Genomic DNA, 24,603 nt, shown 5'->3' with positions numbered 1-24,603 from the left:
AGCACATCAAAATTGAAATGAGGGTTCAGTTTAACAATCCATTGACAGGGCCGGACGGCAAAACATGGCATAGGGATAAAAACGCAGTTTTCCGCTAGCCAGCTTACCTCTGCGCACAGCAAATATTACGCAGAGGGCGATTTACAGCGGGTTAATGTGCAAAAACAAATCCGGAAAAAAATTGCTAAATCGTCCATAGCTCAAATCGTGAAAAAATATTTCTGACGGTTACTGACAATTTTTGACGCCGCAACTATGTTTAAAAAACCACCAGCCGCCGCTGATGGGGCGCTGCCCGTTCTGGGCAGTATGCAGACTTAACCCGAAATCTCCCCGCTGTTGCCTGTCCCAGGTAGCGGGCATCGTTGTCTCTGCGGAGGTCAGCCATGAGAGTGCATCCCAACAGCGCCAGTCGGGCGATTACCGATTATTTTAACAGTCCAGCCTGGCATGCGCCGCATGAGGGCGATCTACTGGCGGCCATTATGCGCGAACTGATGGATGCGGGTCAGCCCGCGACCAGCAAGGCGGTGATCGCGCGGGTGATCGCGAAACTGGAGTTTGAGGGAGATGAGCAGCGCCTGCAGAGTTATCGCAACTTACTGGCCCAACTGCTGGAAGCGCGACCGCATGAATAAAACCCCATCGCGCCGCTACGGTTTCGTGCATGCAGGCATAAAAAAATCCCGCCAGAGGCGGGAAAACAAGACGAGCATTGCATATTCGAGAGTGACGAGGAAATCTCCGTAATGCGCAGCTATCCTCGCCCGACGCTGTGACAGCGCGATGACAATGCGATGTCGTTTTGATGTTACCCGCAGTAGACCTTGTCAATCTTGCCGCTTTGGTCAGCGGTAAAATTCAGGCGGCGCAGATTGAAGTCCATCGTCACCGCAGAATTCCACGGAATGGCGCGCACTGGCACGTCAAAACGTTGCTTCTGCAAGGCCGATAAAGGCTGGCCGATGTAATTCTGATACTGCGATGCGCCACACATATCGTTTTCCGCGTCCTGGGCCGTGCTCGCAGCGGTGTCAGGTTTACTCGCTGACTGGCAGGCAGTCAGGGTCAGGAACCCCATCACCAGCAGCGCTTTTCCATAATGTTTCACGTTTTTCTCCTCCTGGATAATCAGACAACCGGTTGCCCGAGAGTAGCCAAGCGTGCCTGTGAAACATAAAAATTACCATCAGACGTATCGCAGAAAAACCGCATCCCGAGGCGATCGCGATCGCACTTTTTCGGATTAATCACACAATCTGCCCAATATTTCAGCAACCATTGAGTAAAATTACCTAAGATTTATCTGAGGTGATGATTATGGAACTCGCAATTTTTATTGGTTTTGCAATTTTGATGACCTGTGTGGCCGTTAAAGTGCGTTAAACATCTTGTTGATTCAGTAGCGCTCTGAACGCCACCAGCGGCATCGGTCGCCCAAGAAAGTAGCCCTGCCCTTCTTCGCAAGACAACACTTTCAATTCGTTCAGTTGCGCTTCGGTTTCAATCCCTTCGGCTGTGATGGTCAGCGCAAACGCGCGCGCCAACCCGACAATCCCCGCGACCACCGATTGCGCCTGCGGCGACTCAGGAAACTCCTTCATCCACGAGCGATCAATCTTCAGGCCGTTAAACGGAAACGTTTTCAAATAACCCAACGCCGCATAACCGGTACCAAAATCATCCACCGTTAACCGCACCCCCAGAGCGCGCAGTCCCTGCATGATTTCCAGGGCGCGATCCGGGTGTTCAAAGGTGATGTTCTCGGTGATTTCCAGCTCCAGCCGGGTCGCCGGTAAACCGCTGACCTCCAGCGCACGGGCGACACGCTGCACCAGATCGCTGCCACGAAACTCCACCGGCGAGATATTAACGGAAACGTAACGTTGATCCCCCCAGTCGCGTGCGTCAGTACAGGCGCGCATCAGCACCCAATCACTGATGGCATTGATCAAACCATTCTCTTCGGCGAGAGGAATAAAACGGTCAGGGGTGATCCATTTGTCCTCAGCCACCTGCCAGCGAATCAAGGCTTCAGCACCGGCCAACTGACCATTTTGCAACTGATAACGTGGTTGATAATGCAGGCTGAAGGCCTCACTGGCGAGCGCGACTTCAATCGCCTGTACCATTTCACGCTTCGATTGCAAATGACTCGCCATCTCATTGGAGTACCACACCCATTGATTACGCCCGGCAGCGCGTGCCTGCCCCAGCGCAATATCCGCCAGGCGTAGCAACGCCTCTGGCTGGCTGGCATCCTGCGGCGCACAGACGATCCCCATACTGGCCGTCAGGCTGAGCTGGTGTGAACCACTCAGCACCGGCTGGTGGATCGCACGTTGCAGCGCACGGCAACGATACTCAACCCCGGCGCGAGATGCCTCACGCATCACCAAAATAAACTCGTCGCCTCCCAGGCGCGCCGCCAGTTCATGCGCGCCCATCAGACTTTGCAACCGTTGGGAAATCTGGTTCAGGACCGCATCCCCTACCGTATGCCCCCAGGTATCATTGATGGGCTTGAACTGATCAAGATCGAGACTGATAACAATCAACGGGTCATCATCCGTCGCCTGGTTGAGATGTGAGGTAAGAAACTCCTGCAACTGCATGCGATTTGCCAGACCAGTCAGCATGTCGTGACGTGACAGAAACTGAATACGCGCCTGTGCGTCCACTTCATAGGTGATATCCGACACGGTGCCACGGAAGCCGGACCGCAAACCGTTGCGCCGAATGGTTTTTGCCATCAGTTGCCCAATGCGCCGTTCACCGGTTGCCGACATAAACTGACAACGCAACGGCACGCGGGGGACATCTTCCCCCTGGCGCATCAACCAGGTCACCAGTGAATGGCTGGGATGACTGAGCAGATGATCAAGATGACGGCCAAGCCAGCGTTTCACCTCATGCCCGGTGACCTCGGTAAACCGCGCGGAAAGGTAGCATAAACGCCCCTGGTCATCCGTTTCCCAGATCCAGTCGGATGCCGCTTCAGCCAGATCGCGAAAACGCTCCTCACTGTCGGCCAGTTCGCGCTGGCTGATGGTGAGCATTTCAAAACGGCGATCGGACAGGACCGCGTTATATAACGCATGACGCACCACCCGACGGGTCACCAGCGCAATGGTCAGCGCCATCAACACCAGCAGCGGCAGCAGTAACCAAATCAACCCCATGCCTGGAGACTTGGCCTGCCAGCGAATCACCACCGGTTCCCCCCCCACAGTCGTCTCCACCAACCGGGGCTCATCCTGCGCATCACCACTGCTGGTGGGGGCATGTGGATTGATGACATCCATCGCTTTGCCCATCGCCTGAAGTTTCGCCGGGGTAAAAATATTCACAAATACCAGCACCGATGGCGGGCCGGGGAGAGTGGGTAAATTGGGGACTTTACCTGGAGTAATCGGAGCAGAGACGACCAAAGCGGGCTGGCCAAATATCTGCACGTTACGGGCGATGGCTTCGTGCCCTAATTTGCGCGTTACCGTCAACAGCGTGGCGGTTTGTGCGCCCAGCCAGCTTTCCAGCGGAGTGTCTACCATCTCACCATTGATGATCGCGTAACGCGTCTGACCCGCGCCATCAACCACAAACACCCCTTCGTAGTGGTACTCCTTGTACAGGTTCGCGCCAAGGTTCTCTTCATCAAACGCCCAGACCTTGTTGAGCTGAAGATGCAGGTTTTTATAGCCCTCCCCCCAGAAGGCGTAATCGCGCACATCGATCAACATCTCCTGCTGACGGGCATGCCACGCCTGGCGTAACAACATCTCGTCATGTTCGATGGAAACATTATTTTGATGATGGGCGATCGCCATCACCATCACCATTGAGAGCACCAGCACACCAAACAGCAATGCGGTGAGCGTACGCAGGCTACGTCGTGTCACGCGTACCGTAAGTGCTTCCCTGTTGGCCCTGGCAAACCAGTGAGACTCAGAATTCATGCGCAATGCTCGCGAAAAAAACAGACTGCAAAAAAGAGGATGCAGGTCGCATTGGTGACGCAACTGTACCCTGTAATGATTTTTTCGATTATCGGCGCGGCGCGCGCCAGATTTAGCCCAATGGCGGAATATTTGAGCAGCAGAAATCTCCCCACCGCGCCCTCGACAGCGATCATCGCCATTGCTACTATGCGATTTCCTCTGCTCGCTGAGTCGCCTATGGACACCCAATCCGACAAAGTCACGTTGACGCTGTTTTACGTTGGCAGCTTTGTGGTTTATTACCTCGTTACCATGCTGATTACGCTGTTTCCTAACTACGGCGTGCTGCGTAATGACGGTTTGCTGGTGCCGGTACTTTGTCTGTTCGAATTTGCGGTGATCTATCCGCTGTACCGCTTCTATTGCCAGCGTCGTAATGACATCCCGCTCGGCTATCTCCGTCCCGGTCAGACCCTGTTGTTTATTGGCGCGTTATTCATTTTGATGGCGGCACAAACGCAGTTTATGCAACCGGAAGGATGGCTGGTGGCGCAAACGCAGCAGGGGCGCAGCTCGATGCTGATCCTGTTGCTGACGGCGGTGTTGCTGGCTCCGGTATTTGAAGAGGTGTTGTTTCGCGGTTTTCTGTTGCAGGGGTTCCTGCTGTGGGCACCGAAAAGCCGCTTTGCCTGCATGTTGCTGACCTCGCTGCTGTTCGCCGCCATGCATACCCAATACGTGCATTGGGAAACCATTGTGGCGCTGACGCTGTTCTCACTGCTGCTGTGCTATGCACGCCTGCGCAGCAACAGCCTGGCACTGCCGGTGTTCCTGCACACGCTAAATAACCTGATCGCGATTCTGCCGGTCTGGTATTACGCCGGGTAGACGCGCGATAAATCACGCCGCTACAGGGCGACTCCCATTCCGTAGCAGCGCGATTTGTCGCGCGGACTTTTCGGGTATCGCGCCGTTACTCTTTTTCTGCTTCGAAGTGGTTTTTGAACTGTTCGTAGATGGAAATCATATTCGAGGCGTCGCCGTGCAGCGGGCTAAGTTTTCCGGCGCGCACCAGTTCAATCACCAGTTGCAGGGCGGCTTGTTTCGGGCTGCTGGCCGGATGGGCAATTTCAATCGACATGTGTTACTCACTTCTCATTTTTCCAGGGCCGCACAGTTTAGCTCAGAATGCGCTGATGTTGTGCACCGGCCCAGGTATAATCCGGTCGTTAGGGCAAAAAAAAAGCCGCTCAGGGTGATAACCCGCTCCCGTTTCGTTTGGCTATACTGGATCGTTAAAAGGGAACAAACAGCCACACTTTCCGTGCCAGAGAAAATGTGTATCAGGAGCCAAACCATGCTGATTGGTTTTGTATTGTTAGTGAGCGCGTGTGGACATGATGCCTGTGACGCGTTGCCAGTGTCGGAATACATTTATCCGACCAAAGTGGCCTGTGAGCAGATGGCGGCACGCATTCATAAAGTGCGCCCTAACGTGGTCCTGATTTGCGGCGAGGTACACCGTTAATTTGCTACCAGCAAGGCAATCAGGTGCAGATAAATTACGCCACTGACGTTGCAAGTGCCGGGTTTAGCGTTCAAAATATAAGCAGATTTACACTATTACTGTTGTGACTCCCATGAAAACAACTCGCCCCCGCCGTCCTAACGGACGCTGGGTTTATTACATTTTGTATGATGGCATTCTCTGGCCGTGCCCGGTGCGCTGGGAGTGGGAGAGCGGCTATGGTGGCTGGCTGCCGTTTTATTACTCGCCGACCTTTGAATTTGTGGTGGGGGACCCGCGCAAAGCCTATCGTATCGCCCGCAGTAACATCCGTACGGCGCGCCCTGACAACGAATACGCCTGAGAATCTTAGCCCAGTTGCCAGGGTAGCCAACTGGCGGTCAGCAGGTAATGCACCAGTTCCAGGGCCAGAATCACCATCACCAGCACACCCAGCTTATGTCGGCTGATCCAATCCTTTAAGCCCATATCATCGCCGCCCAGCGAATCAATAGCAGCGCACCGCAAATACACAGCAACACCAAAACCATTTTCCAGTGTTTTTTCGCAGCCAGATATTTTGCCAAGTCTCCTCCCGATCAGCAGAAAGCAACGATGCGCCCGTAAGCGCATCATCGATTCTAGCTCTGGTCTGCGATTGAGGCGATCAATTATTCAGCGTGTAGTCGAGGGTGATCTCGGCATTCAATACCTGAGAAACCGGGCAACCGGCTTTCGCCTGCTGAATAATCTCATCAAATCTCGCGTTATCAATGCCTGGCAACGTCACGCTGCTGGTCAGCGCGATTTTCGTGATGGCAAATCCCTCGCCTTTTTTGTCCAGCGACACATCCGCAGTGGTATCAATGCTTTCCGGCGGATGTCCCGCCTGACCCAGCATCAACGACAGCGCCATGGAAAAACAGGCGGCGTGCGCAGCACCAATCAACTCTTCCGGATTGGTCCCCTTTGCGCCTTCAAAGCGCGTATTGAAGCCATAAGGCTGATTGCTCAGTACGCCGCTCTCGGTGCTTACGGTGCCTTTCCCTTTGATGTCACCTTCCCAATGGGCAGATCCTTTCTTGTGAATGGTCATGTCATTCCTCCGGTTAGTCAGACAGGGAGTAAGTATAGCCAACCCCCTTCACTCTGACGGATCAACTCACCGCACGCGGACGCGCCGGGGCCAACCCCGCCTCGGACAACAACGCATTGGCCTGCACCAGCGAATCTCGCGTGATATCGGCGATAGTTTTCGCTCCGGTCAACGTCATCGCCACCTTCATCTCTTTCTCGATAAGATTCAGCAGGTTTTCCACCCCACGTTGGCCGTGGGTGGCGAGGGCATAAAGGAAGGCACGTCCAAGCAGCACGCTGTCGGCACCCAGGGCGATCATGCGCACCACATCCAGACCGTTACGAATGCCGCTGTCGGCCAGAATGGTGATATCGCCCTTCACCGCGTCGGCAATAGCCGGTAACGCACGCGCCGATGACAGCACACCATCCAACTGACGCCCACCGTGATTCGATACCACGATCCCGTCGGCCCCAAAGCGCACCGCATCGCGGGCATCTTCCGGATCGAGGATGCCCTTGATCACCATCGGACCATCCCAGAATTCGCGGATCCACTCCAGATCCTGCCATGAGATCGACGGATCAAAGTTGTTCGCCAGCCAGCCAATATAATCTTCCAGCCCGGTGGGTTTACCGAGATAAGTGGAGATATTACCGAGATCGTGCGGGCGACCATGCAGGCCCACATCCCACGCCCATTGCGGATGGGTCGCCGCCTGCCAGTAACGACGCAGCGCAGCATGCGGGCCGCTCATACCGGAATGCGCATCGCGGTAGCGCGCGCCCGGTGTCGGCATATCCACGGTGAACACCAGCGTTGAGCACCCCGCCGCTTTGGCGCGCTCCAGGGCGTTACGCATAAACCCGCGATCGCGCAGCACATACAACTGGAACCACATCGGGCGGTTAATCGTCGGCGCCACCTCTTCAATCGGGCACACCGACACCGTTGACAGGGTAAAAGGGATACCTTTCAGCGCCGCAGCACGCGCCGCCTGTACCTCGCCGCGCCGCGCGTACATGCCGCACAGACCAACCGGTGCCAGCGCCACCGGCATCGATAAGGTTTCATTAAACAATTTGGTCTCAAGGCTGAGATCGGACATGTTTTTCAGCACGCGCTGACGCAATGCCACATCAGCAAGATCCGCCACGTTGCGCTGCAACGTATGCTCCGCATAAGCTCCCCCGTCAATGTAATGAAACAGGAATGGCGGCAGAATACGTTGCGCCGCGGCGCGGTAGTCACTTGCAGCAGAAATGATCATCAGGGTTTTTCCTTGCGTTTATCCAGGTCATGGCCCGGCAGGCGGGTAATGCGCGCCTGTCGCGCTTCATCTTCATGCAGGGTTTTTAGCGTGGTGTGCACAAACCCGAGGTGGTCCATTGCCGCCAGGCGCGCGGCTTCGGCATCGCCCGCCAGAATGGCGTTCAGCAGCGCCTGATGCTGTTCAGTCAGGCGGTCAAAAATCACCGGTTGGGTGTACATGCGCTGACGGCTTTGCATCACCGAGGATTGCAGCAGATCGAAGAAACCTCGCATGGTCTGCAACAACACCACGTTGTGCGAGGCTTCGGCGATGGCGAGATGGAAGCGCACATCCGCCTGAGCCGCCAGGTCCGGGTCGTCGCTCTCTTTCAGTTTCAGCGTGGCGTCAAAGGCGTATTGCAGCTTCTCTTTATCCGCCTCGGTGGCGCGTAACGCCGCGTGCCAGGCGGTGCTGGCTTCGATGGCGTGGCGCGCTTCGAGGATGTCATAGCGATAATCCGGGTCGGCGGCCAGTAACTGACGAATCGGTTCGACGATACGTTGCTCTGACCACGGCTCCTGCGGCTGACGCAGCCAGGTGCCGCCGCCCCGCCGGCTGATTAACACGCCGCTGCTGATAAGTTGCTGAATCGCCTCGCGCAACGACGATCGTGAGACGCCGAATTCCGCCGCCAGCTGCCGCTCCGCCGGTAAACGCATACCGGGTTGCAACTGATGCTCATCAATCCAGGCGCGCAGCCGCGCCCGCAACGTATCCGCTAAGCGCGGCGTGTTTTCAGTCATGGAATCATCCAGGTTAGGACATACGCCTGAAGCGTGGTGATCACGCCGACCATACAGGTAAAAATCAGGCTATGTTTGACGGTAAAACGGAACAGATCCGACTCTTTGCCCACCAGGCCCACGGCCGCACAGGCAATGGCGATCGACTGCGGTGAAATCATCTTACCCGTTACGCCACCGGTGGTGTTGGCCGCCACCAGCAGCACATCCGATACGCCAATCTGCTGCGCGGTGGTGGCCTGGAGTGCCGCAAACAACGCATTGGAGGAGGTATCCGAGCCGGTGAGGAACACGCCCAGCCAGCCGAGGAACGGTGAGAAAAAGGTGAATGCATCGCCGGTATGGGCCAGCGCCAGGGCTAAAGTGGCGGAAAGACCGGAATAGTTGGAGATGAAGGCAAAGGCCAGCACCATGCCAATCGAGTAAATCGGCAGCGCCAGTTCTTTCAGGGTTTCACCGAAGGTGGCAATAGCGGCTTTTGGCTTCATGCGTAACCACAGCACCGACAGCACTGCCGCCACCAGAATCGCGGTGCCGGTCGCTGACACCACATCAAACTTGAACAGCGCCGGGTAAGGCGTGGCATTTGCCACCACCGGCGGCATACGTGCCACCAGCTCGTGCAGCAGCGGCACCGGCACGGTAAACACCCAGTCATACAGCGCCCCGCCTTTGGCGAACAACGCTTTGAACGGCGGAATGCTCCACAGCGTCACGGTTGCCGTGAGGAACAGGAACGGCATCCAGGCACGGATCACCTGAGCGGCGCTATAGCGCTGGCGCGACAGATCCTGATCCACTATGGAAGCGCCCATGTCGTTAAAACGGAAAATACGGACCGGCTTCCAGCGGCGCAGGAACAAGGTCAGGCAGATCAGGGACGCCAGTGACGAAATGATGTCCGGCAATTCCGGACCAAGGAAGTTAGAACTGAGGAACTGCGCAATGGCAAACGATCCCCCCGCCACCATCACCGCAGGCCAGGTTTCTTTCACTCCACGCCAGCCATCCATGATCGCCATGATCCAGAACAGCACGATGATGGTCAGGAATGGCAACTGACGTCCGGCCATCTGTCCGATATGAAAACTGTCCAGCCCGGTCACCTGCCCGGCAACGATAATCGGAATCCCCATCGCGCCAAATGCCACCGGCGCGGTATTGACGATCAAGCACAGCCCGGCAGCATATAACGGATTGAAGCCTAGCCCCACCAACAAGGCTGCGGTGATCGCCACCGGTGCGCCAAAACCCGCCGCCCCTTCGAGGAAAGCGCCAAAAGAGAAGCCGACGATCAGCATCTGCAAACGCTGGTCAGGGGTGATCGACAGGATCGAGGCACGAATGATATCGAACTGGCCGGTTTTAACCGAGATTTTGTAGACAAAGACCGCAGCGACAATGATCCAGGCAATTGGCCACAAACCATAAAGAAACCCATACGCCACCGAGGCCAGCGCCTGTCCCACCGGCATGCCGTACAACAGCAGCGCCACCAGCAGCGCAATCACCACCGTTGCCGTGCCCGCCTGATAGCCCTTCAGCTTGAGCTTAATCAGTGCGAAGAAAAAGAACACAATCGGGATCACCGCCACCAGGCTGGAGAGCCAGATATTATTGAGAGGATCGTAATTTTGTTGCCAGACCTGCATAGCGTGATCTCCAGAGGTCATCAGAAGCCTGCGTGACGGTTGCGCCACGCGTTACTGCCCGTGTTTATCACTGAATTGGTCGGACCAAAAATCAGTTTCCCGGGCTTTCTGGCTCCAGATAGTTAACGTATTGTTAACCTAAAGCAACGAAACTGGCGTGTTTTTTCGTGTTATGTGACCTCATGGAAACATTTTTGCTACATTGGTAGGACCAATTAAAGACCTGGTTGACCAAAGGCCTGACGATAACTGCGGGGATGGAAGCGAAAATTAAGCGCGATCAGCCCCACGACCACCGCTCCCTGCATCAACCACACGGAGGTAAAACTGTCGGTGACGGTATGCAGTTGGCCGGCAATAAACGGCATGCAGCCCGCGATGATAAAGCCCCAGCCCTGCATAAAAGCCACCAACCGCGCGCCAGCCTGTGGCTGCGGCAGATGCTCCAGCGCCAGCACCATTGCCAATGGAAAGGCCGCACCAAGACCAAATCCGGCAATCGCCGCCCATAACCACGGAACCAACAACGGGTCCAGCAGAAAACCAGCCATACCGATCAGCTGGCACGCCAGGCTAAATATCAGTTGTGGACGACGATCGCTGCCGCGCGCCAGCAACGGCATCAGCAACGCGCCCGTCACCTGTAACGCAATCATCACCGCGAGTAACGCGCCACCGGCCTGTGCCGACCAGCCCAGTTGTTGATACGCATCCGGCAACCAGGCGACACAGGTGGCATAGCCACCATTCACCAGGCCAAAACTCAGCGCCAGCGTCCAGGCGCGGGGTTTGCGCCACAAGGACGGCAACGGCAGCGGGTTGCTCTCGTGAGTGCCCGGCACCCGGAGCCAAAGCCAGATGAGGATCGCCAGCAACACCGGCAGCGCCCACTCACTTAACGCCAGCGACCAGCCAAGATGCGTACTCAGCCACGGCGATAATGCCGCCCCCAGGCCACCGCCGCCCATCAGCGCCCCGGCCCATAAGCCGGTCACCGCCGTGCTGCGTCGGGAAAAGCGCTGACGAATCAGCCCTGGCATCACCATCTGCACGATACCAATGCCCAGCCCACCGCATAATGCGCTCAACACCAGCCAGCGCCCCTCGGCGATCGCGCCACGCGCCGCCAACGCCACCAGCAATAACGTTAATCCTGCCAGCAGCAGGCGTCGCAATGGCAGGCGCTGCATCAGCGGTGCGCCCAGCAGCGCAACCGCGCCCATCATCATCATCGGGACGGCGGGCAATAACGACGCTGCCAGCGGAGAGAGGCCGATACTTTGACGTAACTGTCCCAGCAACGGGCTGACGGAGGTGAGTAACGGACGCATATTCAGCCCGGCCAGCACCAGGGCGGCGAGCGTCGGTCCGTTGGAATGTCGGGTCATACACAATCCTGCGGGGAAAAGGTTGTCAGGATGGCAGGGACGGTTACTATTTGGAAATGAAATAACACCATAGTGAACAGTGGAAAAATGAATCGTCAGCCGATGTTTACCCCGCAACAGTTATTAAGCTTTGTCGCGGTGTGTGAAACCGCCAGCTTTACCCGCGCCGCCGACCGGGTGCATTTGTCACAATCTACCGTCAGCCAGCAGGTGCGACGTCTGGAGGAGATGGTGGGCAAAGCGCTGCTGCAACGCACCTCACATCAGGTGGCCGTCACCGAAGAGGGGGAAAAACTGCTGGGCTACGCGCGCCGCATCATTGCGTTGAACGGTGAGGCACACGATGTGCTGAGCGACAAATGGCGGGATGGTGTTTTGCGTCTCGGTGTGCCGGAAGATTTTGCCGCCCCCACAGCGGGTTTGCTGGCCGATTTTAGCCGCCAGCACCCGCAATTGCGGCTGGATGTGATGAGCGGAATGTATGTTGATTTGCACGCGGCATGGCAGCGAGAAGAGCTCGATATCATGCTGATTAAGCAGCCGGGCGGCGAACGCCCGCTGGCAGCCAGACCGGAACCGCTGCTGTGGCTCGATAGCGCCGATCACCCCTGCTTTGCACAAAACCCGCTGCCGCTGGTGGTTTTTCCGCAACTGGGCTTGTATCGCGAGGAGATGTGCCAGACGCTGGATAGTCTGGGTCGTAGCTGGCGCATCAGCTACAGCAGCACCAGCCTGGTGGCGTTAGCCAGCGCGGCGGCGGCGGGTCTGGGGCTGACATTACTCCCCGCCAGTTGCCGCCTGCCACAACATCGTGTGCTGGGCGAGGCCGAGGGATTGCCGGTAATCAGCCATTTCGAGCTGGCGCTGTTTTGCCGTCAGCCACAGGACGCTCTGCAACAGGCACTGGCCGCCGCGCTGGTGGATTTTTGTCAGTTGCGTTGGCAGTGATTTTACCACTGCCAGCCAGTGGTAAATATCGCAGCGCAGCGGCGAGGCTTTTGCCAGATTAGGTTTTTCCCTTTTGACTGGAGCCTCTGATGCAACTCTCTTCCCCCAGCCGTCGTGATTTCCTTAGCCAGACAGTTCGCTGGACCGCCGCCGGTAGCCTGCTGGCGGCGGGTATGGGCCACGCCAGCCAGACCGTTGTCACCCACTCCGAACGTCCAGCCCTGCCCCGCACCCGCCATTACCAATTGTTGAATGTACGCCTCGAAGAAGGTTTCGAACGTGAAGGTAACGAGGTGATTGCCACGCGTACCGCGTTATATGACATCACCATTAACGACGGGAAATTTATCGCCATCGATCCGGCCGGAAGCGCGCGTAACAGCGACTTAGCCAACTGGGATGCACAGGGTTTATTGCTGCTGCCACGCACCCGCGATATGCATATCCATCTCGACAAAACCTTTTACAGCGGCCCCTGGCAGGCCCCCCGGCCACGTCAGGGCAAAACCATTATGGATATGATCGCCCGTGAGCAGGTGCTGATCCCACAACTGCTGCCCACCTCGCAGGCACGGGCCGAAGCACTGATTGGCCTGCTGCAAAGTAAGGGCAGCACCGCAGCGCGCAGCCACTGCAATATCGATCCCGTCAGCGGCCTGAAAAGCCTGGAACACCTCAAGCTGGCGCTGGCTAATCACCCGGATTTCGACTGCGAAATTGTCGCCTTTCCCCAGCACGGTTTGCTGCATTCAAAGGTGGATGGCCTGATGCGCGAAGCGATGGCGCTTGGCGTGCAATATGTCGGCGGCCTCGATCCCACTAACGTGGACGGCGCCATGCAGGCATCGCTGGATGCGATGTTCCAGACCGCCCTTGATTACCAGCGCGGCGTGGATATCCATTTGCATGAATCCTCCCCGGCAGGCGTGGCGGCGATTCAATATATGGTGGATACCATCGCGAAAAACCCGCTGCTCAAGGGGAAAGTGACCCTGAGTCACGGCTTTGCACTGGGCACGCTGGAAGGAAAAGCGTTGGATCAAATGATTGACGGGATGGCCGAGCAGCAGATGAGTGTGGCCTCCACCATCCCTATCGGCAAGCTGACTATGCCGCTGCCGCAATTGCAGGCGGCAGGAATTACGGTGATGACCGGCACCGATAGCGTGATCGATCACTGGTCGCCGTTTGGCAGCGGTAGCATGCTGGAGAAAGCCAATTTGTATGCGCAACTGTACCGTGGCTCCGATGAGTTTGGCCTGAGCCGGGCATTGCATATCGCCACCGGCGGTATTCTGCCGTTATCCAGTCAGGGTGAACGTCAGTGGCCACAGCTCCAGGATGAGGCCAGCATGATGCTGGTGGCAGCCAGTTGCTCCGCCGAAGCGGTGGCGCGCATTGCGCCGGTTCATGCCACTTTCCGACGCGGTACCGCCGTGTACGCCGCCTGAAGCAAAAAAGCCTCCGGGAAGGAGGCTTTATGAACGTAAAGGCTGGGACAAGGTGCGTCCCCTGCCGTGCTGGATTATTACGATAACATCTGAATAGCCAGCGCATAGAGCCGCTGGTTTTCTTCGTCGCTGACAGGCTCTTCTTCCGCGTAACAGGCAATCATGGAGCTGACTTTGTCAGATGACAGCGTCTCTCCGTGAATGTGTAGGGTTAACACGGCGCGGCCGACGATTTTCAGAATGTCCTCGTTTTGTCCCTGGACGTAGTGACTCAATGAAGTGACCTCTGAAGTTGTTTTATATCGCCAAATGGCGCGCTAAATATAAAACAATCCAGAGAACGATTTTAATCGGAATTTCCTGTAACAGACGGGACACATAAACATAACAGCAGCAAATGGTCGCCATCGTGCCGCCAGCATGCCGCTATCGTCTGATTAACTCAGCTTTTTTTCAGTTGCGATGGTTTTATGATCATGAGAGTTTTCGGAAAATTCATTAGAACTTTGCGACAATAACCGTCGAAAAATAAACCAAATATTGCCAGATGCTTATTGATTCCCCGCAGTGATCATCCCGCTGATTGCCGCGTGATTTATCATTGATGAGACAGGCCCTTTCTGCCAGACTGGCCGCCGCAACTCCGCCCGATATCAGAGACTGTTCCGTGACTGCTTTTTCTACCCTGACGCAACTGCCCACCAGCCAACTCGACAACCTGCGCGAGATGGGGTTTGACGCCATGACGCCAATCCAGGCTGCCGCCCTGCCCGCCATTTTGCAGGGGCGCGATGTGCGTGCTCAGGCGAAAACCGGTAGCGGCAAAACCGCCGCCTTTGGTATCGGCCTGCTCCAGCGGATTGATAGCAGCCAGTTTCATACTCAGGCGCTGGTGCTCTGCCCGACACGCGAACTGGCCGATCAGGTCAGCAATGTGCTGCGTCAGCTGGCGCGTTTCACGCGTAACATTAAGATCCTGACGCTGTGTGGCGGCCAGCCGATGAGCGCTCAGCGTGATTCGCTGGTACACGCCCCGCATATTGTGGTCGGCACGCCGGGACGCATTCTTGATCATCTGAAACGCGATAACCTCGATCTCAGCCAATTGCAAACTCTGGTGCTGGATGAGGCCGACCGTATGCTGGAGATGGGATTCCGTGATGATATGGAAGCCATCATCGGCTTTACCCCCTCGTCACGGCAGACGCTGCTGTTCTCTGCCACCTGGCCCGATACCATTGCCAGCCTGAGCGAACGCTACCAGCGTGATGCACTGGCGGTGGCGACCGAAACCGAAGCCGAGTTGCCAGCGATTGAGCAACGCTTTATTGAAGTCAACGCCAGTGAACGCATCAATCTGTTGAGCGCCCTGCTCAGCCAGCAGCAGCCCACCTCCTGCGTGGTGTTCTGCAACACCAAACGTGAGTGTGATGATATTGCTGCCGCCCTGAACGATCGCCAAATCAGCGCCCTTGCGCTGCATGGCGATCTTGAGCAGCGTGACCGCGAGCGTGTGCTGATCCGTTTTGCCAACGGCAGCATCCGGGTGCTGATTGCCACCGACGTGGCAGCACGCGGTCTGGACATTAAATCGCTGGCGCTGGTGGTGAATTTCCATCTGGCGTGGGACCCGGAAGTGCATCTGCACCGCATTGGTCGTACCGGCCGCGCCGGTGAATCCGGTCTGGCGGTCAGTCTGGTCGCCGCCGATGAGATGGCGCGCGCCCATGCGCTGGAAGATTATCTGCAACAATCACTCAACTGGGTTGCCGCCAGCACGCTGAAAGGCAGTGCGGCGAAGGCGCTGCCAGCTACCATGATGACGTTATGCATTGATGGTGGTCGTAAAGCGAAAATTCGCCCTGGCGATATTCTCGGTGCGCTGACCGGTGAGGCCGGATTCAGTGCCGATCAGATCGGTAAGATCGATCTGACTCCAACCCATGCCTATGTGGCGATTGCTGCCTCCCAGGCCAAAGCCGCATTGATCAAGCTAAAAGAAGGCAAGATCAAAGGGAAAAGCGTACGTGCCATCCTGTTGAAATAAGTCGCTAAAACGTGAGGGCGCTCGCCCTCACGTCAAAATTCCACCCGCCGCTCTCTATTTTTTAACCATCCTGCCGATAACTCCATCACGGCGATGTTGCCATGCCCTTAACGCAGCCCTGAGCGAGGCCAGGATGGATAATTTCCAGAAAGAGATCGATGAACGCGCTAACCTCGCGTTATCAAACAAATTCGAACTGTTGTTGTTCCGCCTCGGTTCCGATCAGCGGAAAGGCAAATCCGAGCTGTACGGGATTAACGTATTCAAACTGCGTGAAATCGTGCCGATGCCGAACATCACCCGTGCTGCCGGAATGCAATCGCCGTTGTTGGGCATGGCCAGCATCCGTGACCAGTTTATCCCGGTGATTGATCTACCGGCGGTGACCGGTTGCACCCCGGAAACCGGCCTCAACCTGCTGCTGGTGACCGAATATGCCCGCAGCACCCAGGCGTTTGCGGTGGAATCGGTAGAGAATATTGTGCGCCTCGACTGGAATCAGGTGCATACCGCTGAAGCGGGCATTGGTAGCCGTAATATCACCAGTATCGCCTGTCTCGACAGCGACGGAGAAAGCAACAATCTGGCGCTGGTACTGGACGTGGAACAGATCCTGTATGACATCATTCCATCTGTTCGTGGTGTCGAGCCGGGTGAAGAAACCGTGAAAAACTTCAACCTGAAACCGGGTCAGGTCGCGATTGTGGCGGAAGACTCCAAAGTGGCGCGCCAGCTACTGGAGCAAGGCCTGAAAAGTATGGGCATTCCGGCACTGATGCATAACACCGGTCTTGAGGCATGGCAGAAAATCACCCAGATGCAACAGGAAGCGCAGGCGGCAGGTGAGTCGATCCACGACAAAATCGCGCTGGTGCTGACCGACCTCGAAATGCCCGAAATGGACGGCTTCACCCTGACGCGTAACATTAAACGCGATGATGTGCTGCGTCATATCCCGGTGGTGATCCACTCTTCACTCTCCGGCAGTGCCAACGAAGACCATGTGCGTAAAGTGGGTGCCGATGGCTACGTGGCGAAATTTGAAATCAATGAACTGTCGAATGTGATTTATCGGGTCCTGGAAGCAGCGCGTTAATGCTTACCATTGCCGTAGCGGTGCGATTTATCGCGCGGGTTTTTCCAGCATCGTGCATGGAATTGCGCGATAAATCGCGCCGCTACAACTCCCCTGCGGAGTTTTTGTGACAAACCTCTAAAAAATTAAAGTAAAAACATTAACATCCGATAACCCTAGCGCTTGCGCGTGCGGGTCAAGACTACCCCCGCCGCAGTAAGTAAGCAATTTCCGCTTAAAAAACATCAACCTGACGCAGATGTTCCATCTGCTTTTCTATCTTGCAAACCAAACTTTTTGGCATCACGGGGAGAAACCTATGTTGAGCTTTAAGAACCTGAAGGTCGGTGTCCGGCTGGGCATCGCCTTTGGCCTGGTCGTGGCGTTGCTGGTCGTGGTGGGGATCACCTCTATCACCAAAATCAGCAATATTAAAAATGGCATCACCTCGATCGTGGAAGATCGTTATGTAAAAGTACGACTGGCCTATGATGTGCGTGATGGTGTGAACGATCAGATCAAATACCTGCGCGGCATCGTGATTGATACCACTCGCCCGGAAAATAACGTCAAACGCTTCCAGCAGTTGGCCGAGGCGACTGACCGTACCAACAGCGCGATGAAAAAGATCGAAGCCATCCAGACCACGGTTGTGGGTAAAAAGAAGATTGCTGGTCTGCTGGATGCCAGCCATCTGTTTGAACAACAGAAAGACCAACTGGTTACGCTGGTCAAATCGGGCGATCTGGAAGCCTCCAGCATCTTTGTGCTGAAAAAGATTACCGACACGCAAAACGCCTTTCTGGATAGCGCCAATGCTTTTGCCGCTTCTCAGTCCGAGCAGTTACAGAATGAAGGTATTAACATCATTGCCGATGGTTCCACCGCCATCATGGTAACGCTGGTGTTCTCCGCCGTGGCGATTGTGGCCTCCATTATCCTCGGCTTCCTGCTGACCCGTTCGATTGTGCGCCCGCTGAATGAAGCAGTGGAGATTGCCGGGAAAGTGGCAGCAGGCGATCTCAGCACCCATATCGAAGTCAAAAGTACCGATGAAACAGGCGTGCTGATGCGTGCGCTGCAAAGCATGAACGACAACCTGCTGACCATCGTTTCGGATGTGCGCGCCGGTTCCGACACCATCGCCGTGGCATCAAATCAGATTTCCAGCGGCAACCTTGACCTCTCTTCACGTACCGAGCAGCAGGCCAGCTCACTGGAGGAGACCGCTTCTGCCATGGAGCAGATGACCTCCACCGTGAAGCACAATGCCGAAAACGCGCGCGAAGCCAATAAACTGGTCGCCAACACCTCTGATGTGGCGAAAGAAGGTGGCGTGGTGATGGAACAGGTGATTGAGAAGATGGAAGCCATTGCGCTCTCCTCGAAGAAGATCGTCGACATTATCAGCGTCATTGACTCTATCGCCTTCCAGACCAACATCCTGTCGCTTAATGCGGCGGTGGAAGCGGCGCGTGCCGGTGAACAGGGACGCGGCTTTGCCGTGGTGGCCAGCGAAGTGCGTAACCTCGCACAACGTTCAGCTTCCGCAGCCAAAGAGATCAAAGTGTTGATTGAAGATTCTGTCGCGAAAGTGGATGAAGGGAGCCGCCTGGTCTCTCATGCCGGTTCAACCATTGGTGAAGTGGTGAACAGCGTGAAGAGCGTGGCGGATATCATGAGTGAAATCACCATCGCCAGCAGCGAGCAGAGTAGCGGTATCAGCGAGATCAATCTGGCGATTACCCAGATGGAAGCGGTGACGCAGCAGAACGCCGCACTGGTGCAGGAAGCCTCGGCAGCCTCTCAGGCCTTGCAGGAACAGGCCGAGCGTCTGGCGCAGTCGATGAGCGTGTTTAAGACCGGTCGAAGCATGGAACTGAGCGTGGTGTAACCACGCCGTTCAACCGTAACGGCGCGATAAATAAAGCGCGCCGTTACGGATTTGGGTTTAATTCGCCAGCGAATAGAAAATCGAAGAGATTGCCAGCAACCCAACAATCACCACAAAGGCATTGCTGATTTTGCCGCTGTACTTGCGCATCGCCGGTACTTTCTGGATGGCATACATCGGCATCAGGAACAACAGCATAGCAATCACTGGCCCGCCAAGCGTCTCAATCATCCCCAGAATACTCGGATTCATTGTCGCCACCAGCCAGGTGGTCAGCAGCATAAACAGCGACGTCATTCGGTTCAGACGTTGTGGCGCAACGCTCTTGCCACGGCTGCGCAGTGACTTAATCACCAGGCCGTTAAAACCTTCACGCGCACCAAGATAGTGACCGAGGAACGATTTGGTGATCGCCACCATCGCCACAATCGGTCCCAGCCAGGCGATCATCGGCACATTAAAGTGGTTCGCCAGATAAGACAGGATGGTGATGTTCTGCGCTTTGGCCGCATCAAGGTCGGCGGGTGACAGGCTCAGTACGCAGCTAAAGACAAAGAACATTACTGTCAGCACCATCATCAAATGCGCACTGGCGAGGATACGTGAGCACTTTTGCTCCGCCGCAGCGCCATACTCTTCACGCTTCGCCACCGCGAATGAAGAGATGATCGGAGAATGGTTGAAGGAAAACACCATCACCGGGATGGCTAACCACAGCGTCATCCAGATATTGCTGTCGCCACTGCTTTGGCCGGATGACAACGTCTCCAGCGCGGCACCGTGCCAGTGTGGCACCAGATAGCAGGCCAGCAACATCAGCACCGCAACAAACGGGAACACCAGCACGCTCATCGCTTTAACGATCATCTGCTCACCAAACCGCACCACGGTCATCATGCCGACAATCAAAATCAGCGACAGCACCGCACGCGGTGGCGATACCAGGCCCAGCTGATGCACGATAAAGCTGTCAACGGTATTGGTGATCGCCACGCTGTACATCAACAGAATGGGATAGATAGCAAAAAAGTAGAGCAGCGTGATGATCTTACCGGCACCTGCGCCAAAATGTTCTTCCACCACCTCGGTAATATCTTCGCCGGGATTTTTCCCGGAGAGAACAAAGCGCGTCAGGGCACGATGGGCATAAAACGTCATCGGGAAGGCGAGAACGGCCATGATAATCAACGGAATCAAACCACCTGCCCCGGCATTGATGGGCAGAAACAGCACGCCTGCGCCAATTGCCGTGCCGTACAACCCCAGCATCCACACGGTGTCACTTTTACGCCAGCCCTTTGCGGGCGCCTCAACGGCACCTAATGTGCCGGTTTGCGAGGTTTCCATCTGTCTCTCCAGAATTACTCTTAATCAAAAGCACAGCCGCCAGGGCTGCGAATTATGACGCGGTTGGCGCGACGTGATCATGCTAACCGTTTTTTATCGGCGCGCATGACTTAAACGCAAAAATCAGTGCGTAAAGTCAGCACTTGCGTGCAATGTGATGCATTTATCATCTAAAAATGCACGATATGCGCACGCAACCGTTTGCCTGGGCGCTATTTGACCTGAGACGCAGAGAGAGTGCAAGGGAGAACTCGTAGCGGCGCGATTTATCGCGCGGTTGCGTGCGCATTGCAGGTCAAACCCGCGAGATAAATTGCACCGCTACGGTGAGGGGCTGCAATGGTCAGAATGCGCGCATTCTGTAGAGGGCATAAAGAAAATAATACGCTGTGATAGTATTCAAATTCATAATCATATATTTCATCTTTTCATTTTTATTCAACAGAATAAAAATTCCTTTGGAATATCTGCCCCGTTTGATTTCATTAATCTCCTGAGCAATATCACCCGGTGAAAAAGATGAATGATACATTGATGTGACAATTTGCATGTCCAACGCGAGAACGCGTTTGGAAATACCCTTAAGGAAATAATCGAGATCGCTCTCCTTATATTTTTCCACAATCCCATCATACAACACTGTCAGTGATGTTTTTCTCACCTTCAATTCATTGTAATTGGACTTGCGTTTGGAGAGTGAGCCTTCAATATCTTCATAATGATAGGCGCTACCCGGCATCACCAAAAAGTTACTGACGCAGCTAAAACATTTAAGGTTGAATAATAAATCCTCGCTCATTGAGATACCTTCAATAAAGCGTAGCCCCATCTCTTCAACCATTTTTCGGCGATAACATTTGTTATGCAAATAACCAATATTGTCGCTCATCTCCAGCTCTCCGAGCACGAAAGGAATATCTTCCTGCTCAAAAAACCCCGCGTGAGAAACCTTGCCTACGCGATCATCATTCAGGTTTCCCACCATCAGATCAATCGTTTGGGCTGGCCAGGCTGCAAGGTTCTGCTTAAACCCCATAAGAAAGTTATTCTCGACCCAATCATCCGCATCCAGAAATAACACATATTCTCCACAGGATAATTGCAAGGCGTTATTTCTCGCCGCACTGACGCCTGCATTTTCCTGGTGAAGAATGTTGACTTGCGGCCAGGAGATAAACTCTTCAAGTATTCGTGGGGTTAAATCACTACTCCCATCATTAACCACGATAACTTCATAATTTCTGTAGGTTTGATTAAGCAAACTCAGAATTGTTCGCTTAATGGTTTTTTGTGCATTAAAGGCTGGGATAATAACACTAAATAATGGCTTTTCATTCATGATAAACTCTCTTTACTGTCTGAGGTTTTGATATTGTTAAATAACAGCCATAGTTTCCTGGGGTTGATAAAAATGAGATGAATACGCAAGACCGGTTGCGCAGAGAAGAAATAATTAAGCAGCGTAAAAGACATAAACTCGGTCAATACCACGCTAATTGCGGCACCGGTCAGACCGAAAAGCGGCACCAAAAGGAGCGATGACGCAAGACAGATTAATAAAACAGCGAAGGTTTTTTTCACCAAATAACGATAACCGTTGTACTTAATAATGAAGCGGTCCATTACGCTACTTAACACCGCGCACATCGCGCCAAAACTGAGGAGCACCGTTGGCGCGATAGCATCCAGCCAGGCCGCGCCGTAAAAGTCACGAATAAACCAGCCCGAGAGCAACCAAATAGAAAAAATCACGCCAGCGGAAACACCAATCACCAACAAATGCAGCTTCTGGGCTTTCACAATGGCCTGTTCAGGATCGCGCTCGGCAAAGAATGAGGGATAAAACGATGCCAGCAAGGCGCTGGGCAAAAACACCCAGGCCGTGGATAACGTCAGTGCAACCGAGAATATCCCCGCCTCTTTCACCCCAAGAAAATAAGATACGCTGACCTGATTAACTCGGGTATACAGCGCAACGGCAATCACAGATAAAATCAGTGAGAATCCCGATGCCACCATATAACGTGAATATTTTTTGAACTGCCGAATGGCGGGTATCGACCTCTGTTGCTCCGCCAGCAAAAACCAGCCCGTCTTCAACACAAACGGAATCAGCGTGGCCAATACGATAGGAATCGCCAGATATTTGGGGTCGAGAGTAAAGTACGAAATAAAGAAACGCACCGTCAGGCTGATAATCAGGCCAATAAGATTGGCAATAACATTCCGCCGCGCATGCAGCATCGCTTCGTTATAGACATTCACCAGGTCGATAGCGGAAAACAGACAGGCAAATGCGGCGGCACCAATAAACACCAGTGCATCTGAGCTCAGTTCTTCCTGCATCACCAGAAATCCCACCAGCGACAATAGCGCGTACAACACCAGCACCAGGAAAAAGGTCGAGATCATCAATCTGATGCCGGAATAGCGCTTCTGTGAGATGCGTTTCAACAGAATCACATCGCTGCCCATCTGGGCGATGGTTTGCACAAACTGAAACACCAGCATGGAGAGGGAGATAATGCCGAAGGTGGTTGGACCGACGTATTTCGCCACATAGGAGGTAACGAAAATCAGACCCAATACCGCGATCAGCTTCTCAGCAATCATCCATAATGAGTTTTTTAATTTATCTTTCACAACGTCACCCCAAAGGGAATTATTTCCGCACCCACTTGCGCAGATGCGACACCAGACGAGGGCTGAGGAAGAAAAACGTGAAGTACAGACTCCAGGCATTGATCATCAACCCCGAGGAGAGATAGGATTTAAACGATTGACGATAAAGCGCAATATATTCATCGATAAAGTCGCGACTGAACCCCTCACTATTAAGTGCTTTGTAGATATAGGAGGAAGTGACTTTCAGATAGAGATGGTAATAACAGCGATGATGCTGCGCTGACAAAAACGCTTTCATGCTGCTAAACGAACGGGCAAACGAAAAATGTTTTTCCTTTAATGACGATCGGGTTGCCGAGTGGGTAGATTTAACGTAGTGATAAACCACTTTATCGGAGAACACCACCTGACGATGTTGTTGCAGCCAAAGATAGTTCATCACAAACAGCAGATCTTCAAAGTTATAAATCTCCTCATTGAAATACAGATGATGTCGGCGAATAACATCACCGCGAAATACCTTGTCGCAAATGCCGTGTCGTGGATTGAAATAGAGCAATTCATTAATCGCGGCTGACACCGCCATCGGTCTGGCGTGATCCGATGCCACCGGAAAATCCAACGCTTGTCCCTGTGGCGTAAAGTGTTGCGACTGACCAACGGCCATACAAACATTTTGCTGCATCAGACACAGCCAGGTCGAAAATGCCGTGGAGGGCAGAAAATCGTCGGCATCCAGAAAGCAAAGAAATTTGCCGCGTGACGCGCGAATACCATGATTACGTGCCGACGAGACGCCACCATTCACTTTGTCGATGATGTGAAAGTGTGGATAGTGCGCGTAATTTTGCAGCAACGACAGCGAGTGATCTGTCGAGCCATCGTTAATAAAAATCACTTCAAAGCGAGATTCATCCTGCTGGATCAGGCTATCAATGCATCTCTCCAGATAGGCTGCGGCGTTATATACCGGCACGATGACGCTCAATAACACGTCGTTGACAGGATTTAGCATGTGACCTCTGAAACATTAAACCGATTAGCCAGTAATGTTAATTCCGCATGATACTTATATTCGCCTTATAATTTATTTCGGAGTTTCCTCAGGTAAAAAACCAGAAATCAAAGAGGGCCGGATGATTAAGGCTATTAAGAATTACGCCATATAAACAGGACAATTTAAATATCGATAGATGGCAAGAAAAATACAAGCTACCGCCCCTGGCTTACCGTCACCAGTTAAACAATTTGGGTTAACTCTTTTTTTATGGCAAAAGTCACCAGGCTGAACTCTGCTGAGTCCAGTTAAATTTCAGCCACTTAAATTGTCATGCCCGGGTGAAAAGGTGCATCTAAAAATGGGCCTTCCCATCACGGGCATCTACATTAATGATCTTGCTGTATGTCCTGCATTTTTATTACCGGGAGCGTCACAGGCCCGGCGAAAAATGCAAGGGGCGTTAATTCAGTACGGTCATCGCGAGCGCACTGCAACAGGCCATAAGCCAAAAAATTGCGATCTGATTCAAAACTCCGTCCAATAATCTTACCGGGCAGGGTTATAAGGTCAATGTCAGCTATATCAAACCGGAATTTCC

Annotated in this window: 24 protein-coding genes; 9 read left to right on the top strand and 15 right to left on the bottom strand. The window is 54.2% G+C overall.

Annotated features, from left to right (window positions below):
- Window positions 1-386: 386 nt before the first annotated feature.
- Window positions 387-638 (top strand): biofilm development regulator YmgB/AriR family protein, encoded by a 252-nt coding sequence (locus AC6I8R_RS04625; protein ID WP_021185904.1) that lies wholly within the window; start codon window positions 387-389, stop codon window positions 636-638.
- A 173-nt stretch (window positions 639-811) separates the two neighbouring features.
- Here AC6I8R_RS04625 and AC6I8R_RS04620 read toward each other — a convergent pair whose 3' ends face one another.
- From AC6I8R_RS04620 to AC6I8R_RS04610, 3 genes are all read right to left on the bottom strand, one after another.
- The gene (locus tag AC6I8R_RS04620) at window positions 812-1,111 is read right to left on the bottom strand and encodes an I78 family peptidase inhibitor (protein ID WP_021185905.1); all 300 of its coding nucleotides are present in this window, start codon (window positions 1,109-1,111) and stop codon (window positions 812-814) included.
- Window positions 1,112-1,382: 271 nt separating this feature from the next.
- Window positions 1,383-3,956: a bifunctional diguanylate cyclase/phosphodiesterase gene (locus tag AC6I8R_RS04615; protein WP_497831957.1), complete on the bottom strand. Its 2,574-nt coding sequence runs from the start codon at window positions 3,954-3,956 to the stop codon at window positions 1,383-1,385.
- Window positions 3,953-4,138: a hypothetical protein gene (locus AC6I8R_RS04610; RefSeq protein WP_021185907.1), complete on the bottom strand. Its 186-nt coding sequence runs from the start codon at window positions 4,136-4,138 to the stop codon at window positions 3,953-3,955. The genes AC6I8R_RS04615 and AC6I8R_RS04610 overlap by 4 nt, the downstream gene beginning before the upstream one ends.
- Before the next feature lie 37 nt (window positions 4,139-4,175).
- On the opposite strand from AC6I8R_RS04610, the gene AC6I8R_RS04605 reads away from it, so the two are divergent.
- The gene (locus AC6I8R_RS04605) at window positions 4,176-4,826 is read left to right on the top strand and encodes a CPBP family intramembrane glutamic endopeptidase (RefSeq protein WP_021185908.1); all 651 of its coding nucleotides are present in this window, start codon (window positions 4,176-4,178) and stop codon (window positions 4,824-4,826) included.
- An 85-nt stretch (window positions 4,827-4,911) separates the two neighbouring features.
- Here the strand turns inward: AC6I8R_RS04605 and AC6I8R_RS04600 are convergent, their stop codons facing one another.
- Window positions 4,912-5,079: a hypothetical protein gene (locus AC6I8R_RS04600; protein WP_013508057.1), complete on the bottom strand. Its 168-nt coding sequence runs from the start codon at window positions 5,077-5,079 to the stop codon at window positions 4,912-4,914.
- 216 nt (window positions 5,080-5,295) lie between these two features.
- On the opposite strand from AC6I8R_RS04600, the gene AC6I8R_RS04595 reads away from it, so the two are divergent.
- Both AC6I8R_RS04595 and AC6I8R_RS04590 read left to right on the top strand, forming a co-directional pair.
- On the top strand, window positions 5,296-5,466 hold the full coding sequence (locus tag AC6I8R_RS04595) for a hypothetical protein (RefSeq protein WP_021185909.1): 171 nt from the start codon (window positions 5,296-5,298) through the stop codon (window positions 5,464-5,466).
- A gap of 112 nt (window positions 5,467-5,578) precedes the next feature.
- Window positions 5,579-5,809 (top strand): hypothetical protein, encoded by a 231-nt coding sequence (locus AC6I8R_RS04590; RefSeq protein ID WP_036627577.1) that lies wholly within the window; start codon window positions 5,579-5,581, stop codon window positions 5,807-5,809.
- A 115-nt stretch (window positions 5,810-5,924) separates the two neighbouring features.
- Here AC6I8R_RS04590 and yniD read toward each other — a convergent pair whose 3' ends face one another.
- The 6 genes from yniD to AC6I8R_RS04560 form a co-directional block, all read right to left on the bottom strand.
- Window positions 5,925-6,032 (bottom strand): small membrane protein YniD, encoded by a 108-nt coding sequence (gene yniD / locus AC6I8R_RS04585; RefSeq protein ID WP_223300457.1) that lies wholly within the window; start codon window positions 6,030-6,032, stop codon window positions 5,925-5,927.
- Window positions 6,033-6,112: 80 nt separating this feature from the next.
- Window positions 6,113-6,541 carry an OsmC family protein gene (locus tag AC6I8R_RS04580; protein ID WP_021185912.1) on the bottom strand — a complete coding sequence of 143 codons (429 nt, stop codon included), beginning with the start codon at window positions 6,539-6,541 and terminating at the stop codon, window positions 6,113-6,115.
- A 61-nt stretch (window positions 6,542-6,602) separates the two neighbouring features.
- The gene (gene lldD / locus AC6I8R_RS04575; protein WP_021185913.1) at window positions 6,603-7,793 is read right to left on the bottom strand and encodes an FMN-dependent L-lactate dehydrogenase LldD; all 1,191 of its coding nucleotides are present in this window, start codon (window positions 7,791-7,793) and stop codon (window positions 6,603-6,605) included.
- Window positions 7,793-8,578, bottom strand: coding sequence for a transcriptional regulator LldR (lldR, locus tag AC6I8R_RS04570; RefSeq protein ID WP_013508051.1), 786 nt, complete (start codon window positions 8,576-8,578; stop codon window positions 7,793-7,795). The genes lldD and lldR overlap by 1 nt, the downstream gene beginning before the upstream one ends.
- The gene (gene lldP, locus AC6I8R_RS04565; RefSeq protein ID WP_415174244.1) at window positions 8,575-10,230 is read right to left on the bottom strand and encodes an L-lactate permease; all 1,656 of its coding nucleotides are present in this window, start codon (window positions 10,228-10,230) and stop codon (window positions 8,575-8,577) included. Before lldP ends, lldR begins: the two co-directional genes overlap by 4 nt.
- Window positions 10,231-10,445: 215 nt before the next feature.
- A complete protein-coding gene (locus AC6I8R_RS04560) occupies window positions 10,446-11,618 on the bottom strand; it encodes a cyanate transporter (protein WP_497831956.1) in 1,173 nt (390 codons plus the stop codon).
- A gap of 87 nt (window positions 11,619-11,705) precedes the next feature.
- On the opposite strand from AC6I8R_RS04560, the gene AC6I8R_RS04555 reads away from it, so the two are divergent.
- On the top strand, window positions 11,706-12,566 hold the full coding sequence (locus AC6I8R_RS04555) for a LysR substrate-binding domain-containing protein (RefSeq protein WP_208724923.1): 861 nt from the start codon (window positions 11,706-11,708) through the stop codon (window positions 12,564-12,566).
- Between the two features lie 89 nt (window positions 12,567-12,655).
- Window positions 12,656-14,017, top strand: coding sequence for an amidohydrolase family protein (locus AC6I8R_RS04550; protein ID WP_497831955.1), 1,362 nt, complete (start codon window positions 12,656-12,658; stop codon window positions 14,015-14,017).
- A gap of 77 nt (window positions 14,018-14,094) precedes the next feature.
- Here AC6I8R_RS04550 and AC6I8R_RS04545 read toward each other — a convergent pair whose 3' ends face one another.
- Entirely contained in the window at window positions 14,095-14,292 is a 198-nt protein-coding gene (locus AC6I8R_RS04545) for a hypothetical protein (protein ID WP_021185917.1), read from the bottom strand.
- 392 nt (window positions 14,293-14,684) lie between these two features.
- Here AC6I8R_RS04545 and dbpA point away from each other — a divergent pair, with 392 nt between their 5' ends.
- From dbpA to AC6I8R_RS04530, 3 genes are all read left to right on the top strand, one after another.
- A complete protein-coding gene (dbpA, locus tag AC6I8R_RS04540; RefSeq protein ID WP_497831954.1) occupies window positions 14,685-16,064 on the top strand; it encodes an ATP-dependent RNA helicase DbpA in 1,380 nt (459 codons plus the stop codon).
- Between the two features lie 133 nt (window positions 16,065-16,197).
- Window positions 16,198-17,160: a chemotaxis protein gene (locus AC6I8R_RS04535; protein ID WP_021185919.1), complete on the top strand. Its 963-nt coding sequence runs from the start codon at window positions 16,198-16,200 to the stop codon at window positions 17,158-17,160.
- 298 nt (window positions 17,161-17,458) lie between these two features.
- Window positions 17,459-19,033, top strand: coding sequence for a methyl-accepting chemotaxis protein (locus AC6I8R_RS04530; protein WP_415174247.1), 1,575 nt, complete (start codon window positions 17,459-17,461; stop codon window positions 19,031-19,033).
- 57 nt (window positions 19,034-19,090) lie between these two features.
- Here AC6I8R_RS04530 and AC6I8R_RS04525 read toward each other — a convergent pair whose 3' ends face one another.
- From AC6I8R_RS04525 to AC6I8R_RS04510, 4 genes are all read right to left on the bottom strand, one after another.
- Window positions 19,091-20,380, bottom strand: a complete 1,290-nt coding sequence (locus AC6I8R_RS04525) for an HAAAP family serine/threonine permease (RefSeq protein ID WP_415174248.1) — start codon at window positions 20,378-20,380, stop codon at window positions 19,091-19,093.
- A 343-nt stretch (window positions 20,381-20,723) separates the two neighbouring features.
- Window positions 20,724-21,719: a glycosyltransferase family 2 protein gene (locus AC6I8R_RS04520; protein WP_415174249.1), complete on the bottom strand. Its 996-nt coding sequence runs from the start codon at window positions 21,717-21,719 to the stop codon at window positions 20,724-20,726.
- A complete protein-coding gene (locus tag AC6I8R_RS04515) occupies window positions 21,716-23,023 on the bottom strand; it encodes an oligosaccharide flippase family protein (RefSeq protein ID WP_415174250.1) in 1,308 nt (435 codons plus the stop codon). Before AC6I8R_RS04515 ends, AC6I8R_RS04520 begins: the two co-directional genes overlap by 4 nt.
- 19 nt (window positions 23,024-23,042) lie before the next feature.
- Window positions 23,043-24,020: a glycosyltransferase family 2 protein gene (locus AC6I8R_RS04510; RefSeq protein ID WP_497831953.1), complete on the bottom strand. Its 978-nt coding sequence runs from the start codon at window positions 24,018-24,020 to the stop codon at window positions 23,043-23,045.
- Window positions 24,021-24,603: the final 583 nt, after the last annotated feature.

Source organism: Pantoea sp. X-Soil-OKNW-713, from assembly GCF_059730685.1.
The sequence above is the reverse complement of the archived record's forward strand: the minus strand, read 5'-3'. Positions and strand labels throughout refer to the sequence as shown.